Annotated in this window: 11 protein-coding genes and 1 tRNA gene; 6 read left to right on the top strand and 6 right to left on the bottom strand. The window is 37.3% G+C overall.

Annotation, left to right across the window (positions count from 1 at the left end; translation table 11 throughout):
- The 3 genes from BO53_RS14110 to BO53_RS0102680 all read left to right on the top strand — a co-directional run.
- Positions 1–664 (top strand): helix-turn-helix domain-containing protein (locus BO53_RS14110; RefSeq protein ID WP_425414475.1); only part of this gene is annotated, 664 nt, incomplete at its 5' end.
- Positions 661–921, top strand: a complete 261-nt coding sequence (locus BO53_RS14105) for a hypothetical protein (protein ID WP_245608174.1) — start codon at positions 661–663, stop codon at positions 919–921. The genes BO53_RS14110 and BO53_RS14105, both read left to right, overlap by 4 nt.
- A gap of 862 nt (positions 922–1,783) precedes the next feature.
- On the top strand, positions 1,784–2,248 hold the full coding sequence (locus tag BO53_RS0102680; RefSeq protein WP_031545163.1) for a hypothetical protein: 465 nt from the start codon (positions 1,784–1,786) through the stop codon (positions 2,246–2,248).
- Positions 2,249–2,832: 584 nt separating this feature from the next.
- On the opposite strand, the gene BO53_RS13285 is transcribed toward BO53_RS0102680, so the two are convergent.
- From BO53_RS13285 to BO53_RS0102660, 4 genes are all read right to left on the bottom strand, one after another.
- On the bottom strand, positions 2,833–3,522 hold the full coding sequence (locus BO53_RS13285; RefSeq protein WP_037341611.1) for a phospholipase A2 family protein: 690 nt from the start codon (positions 3,520–3,522) through the stop codon (positions 2,833–2,835).
- Between the two features lie 25 nt (positions 3,523–3,547).
- A complete protein-coding gene (locus BO53_RS13835) occupies positions 3,548–3,718 on the bottom strand; it encodes a hypothetical protein (protein WP_156956078.1) in 171 nt (56 codons plus the stop codon).
- Positions 3,719–3,745: 27 nt separating this feature from the next.
- Positions 3,746–3,817, bottom strand: a tRNA-Cys gene (locus BO53_RS0102665).
- 70 nt (positions 3,818–3,887) lie between these two features.
- A complete protein-coding gene (locus BO53_RS0102660) occupies positions 3,888–4,142 on the bottom strand; it encodes a glutaredoxin family protein (protein ID WP_031545162.1) in 255 nt (84 codons plus the stop codon).
- Positions 4,143–4,626: 484 nt separating this feature from the next.
- On the opposite strand from BO53_RS0102660, the gene BO53_RS14100 reads away from it, so the two are divergent.
- Genes BO53_RS14100 through BO53_RS13830 form a run of 3 tightly spaced genes read left to right on the top strand, consistent with a single transcriptional unit; the run spans position 4,627 to position 5,368 of the window.
- Positions 4,627–4,908, top strand: a complete 282-nt coding sequence (locus BO53_RS14100; protein ID WP_245608173.1) for a sigma-70 family RNA polymerase sigma factor — start codon at positions 4,627–4,629, stop codon at positions 4,906–4,908.
- A gap of 15 nt (positions 4,909–4,923) precedes the next feature.
- Positions 4,924–5,172: a hypothetical protein gene (locus BO53_RS0102655; RefSeq protein ID WP_031545161.1), complete on the top strand. Its 249-nt coding sequence runs from the start codon at positions 4,924–4,926 to the stop codon at positions 5,170–5,172.
- 16 nt (positions 5,173–5,188) lie between these two features.
- A complete protein-coding gene (locus BO53_RS13830; protein WP_017548327.1) occupies positions 5,189–5,368 on the top strand; it encodes a hypothetical protein in 180 nt (59 codons plus the stop codon).
- A gap of 298 nt (positions 5,369–5,666) precedes the next feature.
- On the opposite strand, the gene BO53_RS13825 is transcribed toward BO53_RS13830, so the two are convergent.
- Positions 5,667–5,762, bottom strand: a complete 96-nt coding sequence (locus BO53_RS13825) for a type I toxin-antitoxin system Fst family toxin (protein ID WP_156956077.1) — start codon at positions 5,760–5,762, stop codon at positions 5,667–5,669.
- A gap of 104 nt (positions 5,763–5,866) precedes the next feature.
- Positions 5,867–6,469 carry a recombinase family protein gene (locus BO53_RS0102645; RefSeq protein WP_031545160.1) on the bottom strand — a complete coding sequence of 201 codons (603 nt, stop codon included), beginning with the start codon at positions 6,467–6,469 and terminating at the stop codon, positions 5,867–5,869.
- Positions 6,470–6,797: the final 328 nt, after the last annotated feature.

The raw sequence follows: 6,797 nt of genomic DNA, 5'->3' as shown, positions 1-6,797 counted from the left end.
TTTACATATGACCACTCAATACGAAATCGTCAGCTTCACCGACTACCAGAACTTCGACAGCATCAAAGAAATGGATGAGACCGTCAGACAGTTCAATGCCAGAATCAGCAGGGTGCACTACGAAACGCTGAACCTGCTGAAACGATATTCCTGCAAGATCATCGGGGTCTCCCACCTGAAGGTCAAGACCATCGCCCAGGCACTCAATCGCTCCGTGCGTGCCATCCACCGCCATCTGAAATATCTCAAGGACAATGGCTTTATTACAGTGGCCAATACTTCACGCAGAAAAGCCGGGGGAAAGGGCGCAAATGTCTACATCATCAATACAGTGGGTCAGCAGAAGGCCGTGCAAAAAAAGAAAGTGTCATATCGCAAAGTGTCATATCGTGAGCAGGTAAAAAAGACCGTCAAAAGCCAACAGGCACAAGCCTTTGCGTACATCAAAGTCAAAAAACAAACTATGTATTCTTTAAAACTATTAAATTCTATATTCAGTAGTACTACCCGTAGATATAAGCGCATGAGAAATAAATTAAGATTGGAACGCATCGAAAACATCAAATCAGCCACATTCGACAACCACATCGTACCAAGCCGGGTTTATCAGCAGTTTAACGGGTTTATCAGCAGTTTAAACCCTTCTTCAGTGATGCCCAATTGACCGCCCTCTACAAAACGGCAATGAACAGTCTCAATACCTTTGACCTCGATGCAGACCAACAGACTGAGGCACTCGTTTATGCTCTGGAATCCCTCGTAAAGGCCATGAAACGCCATCATAGAGGCCAAGGGGAACCCGTCTATAATATCTATGCCTATCTGCACCGGACACTGCTCCATATTGGCTTCAACGCCGAATTCTATAATGACATCTATGCCTATACAGACGCAGCAGGATTTAGAAAATGTATCTCCTAGACACGAAATACATTTACCCGATACATAGACATACCCATCATGAAACCATACATCATTACACTTAAAGTACCTGTTATCCGATCCACCATTTATTCTGTACACCATAAAAATCAATCAAAAAACATACACAAATCACACACTGGGGGACACACTTATGCACCATACCATGCACACGAACCACCGGAACAGACCCGCAATATCTCATTTAGCTTTGACCTCCCCAACAAGAACGCACGTGGGGTTGGGGAGGTCAAAGCTTGAGTATAGTAATTTATTACTGTACCGAATTGAGATGATGCCGGGTCCATTTTCACTTTGGAACGTGTGCATGAATTCCAATCAAAAAAATGGCGTTCCCCCCACTTTAACCCCCACTTTGGATGAGTGTTTAGAAATCAATTAGAAATTTTATCGGATTATAAATGGTAAAATATCTAAATAGGACAATATATATTTATGTATATATGTGCGATATTTCATCGAAAACAGGCGATTTTTGTATATATCTGACCATTATCGGTATTCGTTTTTATATTGCCGGCATATAAAGGGGTTTGAGAATTTACTGACGTGCAGATAATTGAAAACTCTCTCAATATTTTCACTTTTAAAAGTGTTTTCTGAAGAGAGTAGTTGAATTGTTATATAGTACTTAATCTTTCAGATCTTTACTCGAAGGATACTTTTTATTTAGATATTTATTTAAATAGAACTGAATGATAGTTAAGATGACAAAAATTATAATAAAGCCAAAAATATTATTTAGGATACTAGGCAACTCTACTATAAAAATTAAGATAAAAAAGATGCCAGGTATGATTAAATTGATCCAGGCTTTTTTATTTTCATTTGACATAGAATTATGTACCACCTTTTTGTTAGTGAATTTACATTAAAATCCAGAATAGTTTTTGCGCTTATTTTGAGTAGTATCAGTGTCGGTTTTTTACAGCTCGCTCAAGCTAACACTGACAGTTTAGACGAAGAAGCGATAGAAAAAGAGGTCAATGCATATGCAGAAGAATATGTTAAATCTCAAGCTACTGAAAAGAAAATGTTAAAAGATCCAGGGTTTCAAACGCAAAATGCACAAGCCGATTGCATGGCCGCATACCTAGGAGCGTCATATAGTCAAGCTGTATTGATAGGTGCGCTTGCTACTTTCCACGATAATCCAAATTGGGCTAATTTTAAAAAAGCAGCTGTAAAAATGATCAACAATGGAGCAAAAGGCACTATAGTTGGAGTAGCATATCAAATATACAAGGCACATCAGTCTTGCTCAGGACCGGTAATCGCAACTACTCCGGGTGATTCTTTAAAATAGTACATTCCAAAGTTGGAAATAAAGTAAATTGAAGAACGTCGAATACAAATAGTTGACATCTATATTAGAGCAACTTTTAGACATTTTATTTGAACTTTTGATTGCACCGATTATTGTTGGTGTAATGATTAGATGACTAAAACAATACACCATGACATAAACAAGTTAATCATAAAAGAAAGCACTTTTAAAACTTAAGTTTTAAAAGTGCTACAATAGAAAATTGCTAACTCTGGATTCTAATTTTCACTTCTATCTGGCGTACGTATCACTTGAATATACTTCGATTCTACATTATTAGACTGATTGTTCTAGGTTCTAACTGTGCAGATAGAGAATATCAACCATTTAAGCCAATGGTAAATTCTTTATAAACTCCATGAAACCAAAATAACCAAGTAAACCTAGACCAAGGCCAACAACAATAATGACAATAATAAGGATATTATATTTAGTTTTCCTATCCATTATTTCACTCCTTAGAGCGTTGTTTTGTCTAATACATTAATCGTTGCAACCATCTCACAGTTTCTTGTGAGAGTCCAGTATATCACTTATAGAGGTATTGAATGTTTAGTCATTTTTTATACACAGCTTTTATTATAAGCCCATGTAGCAACAGCATACCATCCAGGGTCAATTGTACCATTTGCACAATCCCCAAGAATTTGATCACATTCACAGTCATCATAACCGAAATTTTCATAACAACGATCATGAGAACGGCAACAGCTATCTAAGGGGTTTATTGGTACTCCGCCTCCATCTGAACCCTCATCTCCACAATCCGCTCCACAATGCTTATAAATATGGTATCCGGTTCCTGGATCGCCAAATACAAAACAACCATCATACCAATTTTGTTGAGCACTTATATCATTCACTTGATTCTCTGCAAAGAAATCAAAATAATTATGGTCATATGGAAGTTCTTTCAATACATTCACTTGATTGTTTTTAACTGAAACTCGCTTAATCTTTTTGCTATCCGGATTATTGTCAACATAATGAGCAATAATTTTTTGGAATGCATTATCATTATAATCCTTAGTAGCTTCGATAACTTTTTCATCATTTTGGTAAATTAGAAGGGTTTCAAATACCTTGTCTTCTTGATTTTCGTAGAAAAATTGTAGAGTATACGCCTTTTCTTTGGTTTGATCTATATTTATATTAAGTTCTTCTAAAAGAAGTTTTGTATCATTTTGCTTCAAGGCTTCATTAAATAATTCTTTAGTTTTTGGAATGGACAACTCTTTTATTTTTGCTCTCATTATAATTCCTACTTTCTATAATTTTTTAGTAGCTACAACAACTACCGGTTTCATGTCTAGTCCCATCAGGGAAAACTTGGATCTCTGTATAACAGTCTGGATTAGCAGAACAACATCTCCTGACACTGTTTCCACATACAACTGCATACTGTGGAGTTACTTCTTCATTATTAATCTTCTTTTTATCCTCAGCCATTTCAGTTCACCTCCTAAATTTTAATGAAGGCAATGCCCGGGTTCGAACCGGGGGTTCAAGGTTCTGCAGACCTTTGCCTTACCGCTTGGCTACATCACCATCTCTCTCAAACATGTTCTACTTATAAAAGAGCGTTCAAAGTAATAAATCACAACCTGCTGAAGAAAGATTAAATATTTTCTTTTAGCATTCTTTCTAATTTCGTGCGTTGAAAACCTTGCACCGATGTTGCGACGCCGTCTGAATTGATAACAACGGTCAATGGCGTTCCCGTCCCTCCTAGGTGAAAAAATTCCTCACGATGTTCCGGATTCGATACTTCTTTCGTGATAAAGGCATATCCTTCTTGCTCCATCCAATCAATTTGACGGTGACAGTGCAGACAAGTGTCCTGGATATATACAGTAGGTTCCAAATAACTCATGATTATCTTCTCCTTTTCTTCGTGTTGTGGCTTACATATATAAAAGAGAGATAAATTGTCCAAAACACAACCTGAGGTAAAAAAAGGTTGTGTTTTTAGTTTTCCATCTTCCTTTTATAAATACATAAACATATAGAAGTATTTGAAAATATTTGAAGAATATGCTACTTCTAATACGAACATATGTTCGTATTAGAAGCGAGGTGTTTAAATGAATTCGACCTGTGAGTATCAAACGCCGCCCCCGTATCACAAGCTTTGGCAGTCATTTTTACGCCATCAAGAAAACAAAGGATTACTATATCGCTATGTTCGACAACCGAACGAAGAACGAAGGAAAACCCTCGAACAAACCTTTCAACAATTTATTTTTGAACGCCGATTTATTTCGTAATTTGCAAAAACCATTCATTATACAGCCGTGCAATTTGATAAAAAAGAACGTCGTTTTCTAGACCGTAATCAACGTTATCTGGATGCGCCAATGGGAGAAGGGCATTCTGTTGGAGAAATTCCGTCTACAGTGTCTGAGTGTGGTTCAAGTTCACATACCTTGAAAGATCATATATTTTCGAATGTCCTTTCTTCGGCATGGGAGCAGTTGACAAAGAAACAGCAACGGGTATTGGATTTATCCTTTGTATATGGCTATACAGATACCGAAATTGGAGAAATGTTTAACCAGAGCCAGCAATCGATTTCACGTTTAAAACAACGGGCACTTCAAAATATGCGTCAATGGTATGTGCAGAAACAGTATGGATAAGAAGGAGGTGCTTTCATGGAGAAGCAACCAGCGTTTGCTACGCTAGTTCAAGAAATTCAAGATCTGGAGTATAAAGCACAGGAAGAACCATTGGATATATTATTTGAGCGATTACAACCCAAAATCCAACACGCCTTATTTCAGACATCCCCAGACCGACGAGAGGATCTGGAACAAGAAATTCGTATAAAGCTAATGGAAATCACTCGGAATTATCAGTGGAAAGAAAGTCCGGAAATCGACCATTTTATCCGATGGGATTAATAGAGGGAGAGTGCATATGAATACAGAAATTTTCGATTGCTGGTGTCGATGTCGGGGGTTAAGTTCTTCGATTACACAAATGCTCGATAACGAAAATTTAACCGTGGAAGAAAAAGCATTATTGTATGATACGTTGATTGATATTCAAACAGCTGCAAATAAGATTCAACAGTTCTGTACAATGCCTTTAGAATAAGAGTGCTCATGAGCACTGGAAATTATAGGAGTTTTTCATGAAATGCAGCAAGCGATGAGTTAAAGTTTTCGAAAACGAAAAACAAAGGGATTATTTTAAAGTAGGTGTTAGCCATATCGCAGAAATAAAGAGCATAAATGATCTTTAAAGGGCTCTGTAGATTTTGTTTCGTTTACGATTCAACATGAAAATGTTATAATATAAGTAATCAAACATTGTTGCTTATCATGGCACACCGAACCCCCAATCTATGTCCGTAGATTGGGGGTTATTTGGTGTTATTGGTCTAGTCATCTAGTTAGTCTTCACGATTATCCAACCAATACGAGAATAATGTGATTACTGCACCGACTACAATTGGTGCAATAAGAAACTCAAACATTGTTGCAAACATGGTGTCACCTCCTCCCATGCTATCCGCACAGAAGTGAACTAGATGACCGCATCAATTTTATCATATGAAACGTTTTTGAATACATTACTTTTTATATAGAAAAATTAATCTAAATTGTTCTTTATTCTGTAGATTGTTTGTCGTGTGATTCCAACCTCGTTCGCAATTTTAGATATTGCAATGCCTTCCTTGAGTCGAGAAACAACACGATGATACACAAGTCTTTTTTGAGGGTCTTTGGCTGTCGGTGAGTAGAGCGTCGGACGGCCTTTATACACGCCTTTAGCCTTCGCAAGGGCTATACCCTGAGTTTGCCTTCTCTTGGATTCACTGCGCTCCTGTTCAGCAATCATCGCCAGTATTTGGACGATGAGGTCTTTGATGAATTTATCCATCAACGGATTACCAATCGCTTCACTCATAATAGGCAGGCTTGTGATAACCAGCTGGACATCTTTCTGCTTTAAGAAGTTTACTGTGTCTATTACTTCATCATAATTTCTGCCTAACCGATCAATCGACTCTACGATAAGTTGATCTCCTGAACGCACGAAGTCTAATACTTCTTTGAAGACGCTTCGCTCATTTACAGTAGCACCAGATCTTTTTTCCCTAAAAACCTTTTCTGTACCAAATTCCTCTAACACTTCAATCTGTCTATTCAAATTCTGATCCAGTGATGACACACGCGCATATCCAATTTTCACATAACCATCTTTTCTGAATATAATTAAAATACACCCTAATCATACACTCGAAAGCCAGTGAACTCAACACTCTAGTACCGTCTATTTAGGGTCTACCTAAAATTAACGATATATACTTACCAATTAATCTTAATAATGTCACTTTCGGTGTTATCTTGCCCTGATTCAAGCGATAACTTGCACTATAATTAAAAAGCCCAGCTTATCTTTTCACGAAGACAGCTGGGTTTCTAAATTGAGTGTGCAAAATAACAGTTAAAACAGATGCAAAATAGCTCCTAAAGTCACACCATTTTATACGTTTGTGGGCCATAAGTATATAAGGGCG

Origin of the sequence: Salinicoccus luteus DSM 17002, assembly GCF_000712035.1 — a bacterium.
GTDB lineage: Bacteria > Bacillota > Bacilli > Staphylococcales > Salinicoccaceae > Salinicoccus > Salinicoccus luteus.
Note: the sequence above shows the minus strand (reverse complement) of the source record. Positions and strands in the feature narration are given on the sequence as shown.

Coding starts and splice junctions, on each gene's coding strand:
- BO53_RS0102655 (WP_031545161.1), top strand. CDS start 4,924: ATGGAGAAGCAACCAGCGTTTGCTACGCTAGTTCAAGAAATTCAAGAT.
- BO53_RS13285 (WP_037341611.1), bottom strand. CDS start 3,522: ATGAGAGCAAAAATAAAAGAGTTGTCCATTCCAAAAACTAAAGAATTA.
- BO53_RS14100 (WP_245608173.1), top strand. CDS start 4,627: ATGGGAGAAGGGCATTCTGTTGGAGAAATTCCGTCTACAGTGTCTGAG.
- BO53_RS13835 (WP_156956078.1), bottom strand. CDS start 3,718: ATGGCTGAGGATAAAAAGAAGATTAATAATGAAGAAGTAACTCCACAG.
- BO53_RS0102660 (WP_031545162.1), bottom strand. CDS start 4,142: ATGAGTTATTTGGAACCTACTGTATATATCCAGGACACTTGTCTGCAC.
- BO53_RS0102680 (WP_031545163.1), top strand. CDS start 1,784: ATGTACCACCTTTTTGTTAGTGAATTTACATTAAAATCCAGAATAGTT.
- BO53_RS13830 (WP_017548327.1), top strand. CDS start 5,189: ATGAATACAGAAATTTTCGATTGCTGGTGTCGATGTCGGGGGTTAAGT.
- BO53_RS13825 (WP_156956077.1), bottom strand. CDS start 5,762: ATGTTTGCAACAATGTTTGAGTTTCTTATTGCACCAATTGTAGTCGGT.